Raw genomic sequence first — 2045 nt, forward strand, 5'->3', positions numbered from 1 at the left:
CAGTGGTGGTTTATCTGATAGCACCCCAGTGAGTTTTGTTGAAAATCCAGCGATTGGCGTTGCAAAAAGTATCAGTGCAGGCCCTACAAACAATGGCGACGGTACCTATACCTTAACTTATGCGTTAGTAGTTAAAAATACCGGTGCAATTAATTTATCCAATGTACAAGTTGTGGATAATTTAAATGCCACCTTTAGTGGCGCAACTTATGTCGTTGATTCAAAGTCGACTGTTGGCTCCCTCAATATTAATAATGCATTTAACGGTGATACTGATACCAACTTACTTGCTGCAAATCAAAATCTAAGTGTCGGTGCTCAAGATACAATTTCAGTTACCGTTACGGTAACACCTGGCAGCAACCCTACTTACAGTAACAGTGCTACTGGTAGCGGTGAGAGTCCAAGTGGAGCAAGTGTTAGCGACATTTCTGATGCAGGTAGCGATCCAGAAAGTAATAACGGTGCAGGCGGTTTTGATGATGCAACCACAGTAAACTTTGACGAGTCTCCTGCTATAGGTATCGCGAAAAGAATTAGCTCAGCCGTAGTTAACAATAATGATGGTAGCTATACCTTAACCTACTCTATGCTAGTGCAAAATAATGGTGATATTGAATTAAACTCAGTACAAATTATTGAAGACTTTGCTGTTACTTACCCTTCACCTGCTACTGTGCAAGTTGATAACGTCGTTAGTAATAATTTCACTGTAAATCCTAGCTTTAATGGTTATAGCGATAAGAACTTACTTTCGGCAAATCAAACGTTAACGTCAGGTGCGTTAGCTTCATCTTCTGCGACACTTGATCTTACTGTTACCATTACTCCTGGTGCTAACTTAGGTCCTTACAATAATACGGCAAAAGTAAATGGTACAAGCCCAAGTGGCGCGGTTATCAGTGATGATTCTGATGATGGTACTGATGCCAATGGTGATAATGGCGATGGTAATTTAGCTACGCCAACACCTGTAACATTTACAGAAGCTCCTGCTATCGGTATTGCGAAAGAAATTAGCGGCCCAGTGACTAACAATGAAGATGGTAGCTATAGCCTTATTTACAGCATTGTTGTTAGAAATATTGGTGACGTGATCTTAAGCAACGTGCAAGTTTCAGAGCCACTATCAACAACATTTAATGGCGCTAGTTTTACCCTTGGTACCGTTAGCAGTGCTGATCTTAATATCAACAATGATTTTGATGGTGCTAGTGATAATAACTTACTTGCTGCAGCTCAAAGCTTAGCGATAAATACCTCAGCGACTATTTTAGTTCCGGTAACCATAACACCTGGCACTAACTTAGGGCCTTATAGTAATACCGCTGTTGCATCAGGCGTAAGCCCAAGTGGTGATGATGTAACAGACAATTCTGATAATGGTAGCGATCCGGCCACCAATAATGGTGATGCAGGTAATGATGATGCAACAGTCATTACTTTTACTGAAGCACCGGCTATTGGCATAGCAAAAGCGATGACTGGCGTCAGTAATTTAGGTGATGGACGTTATCAAGTGAATTACCAGTTCAACGCTAAAAACACCGGTGATATTGTTTTAAATAATGTACAAGTAACTGAAAACTTAGCCAATATATTTGCCGATGCCAATACATTTAGCGTATTGAGTTTGAGCAGTGCGCAATTAACAGTAAATTCAGGTTTTGATGGTAGTACCGACACTAATCTATTAGACCTAAATCAAACACTAGCTGCTAGCGCCACTGCAACAATAGAGCTTAGCGTAATTATTACGCCTGCTGGTGATCTTGGACCTTATAACAACAGCGTTTCTATATCGTCAACAAGCCCAAGTGGTGATAATTTCAGTGATGTTTCTGATAATGGTACTGATCCTGAAAGCAATAACGGTGAAGGCGGCCTGGATGATACAACGCCAGTAACATTTGCCGAAGCTCCTGCCATCGGTATTGCTAAATTGTTAGTGGCAGAGCCTACTAACAACAACGATGGTACATATAACTTAAGCTACCAGTTAGTGGTGGAAAACATCGGTGATATCTCTTTAAGCAACGTACAAG

The 2045-nt window shown here is 40.8% G+C and carries 1 protein-coding gene; it reads left to right on the forward strand.

Going from position 1 to position 2045, the window contains the following annotated elements; all coding sequences use genetic code 11:
* On the forward strand, positions 1-2045 hold a 2045-nt coding region (locus tag AC27H3_RS18000; protein WP_487108100.1), incomplete at both ends, for a beta strand repeat-containing protein.

The sequence above is a fragment of the Colwellia sp. NW0002-52-1 genome, assembly GCF_057550865.1.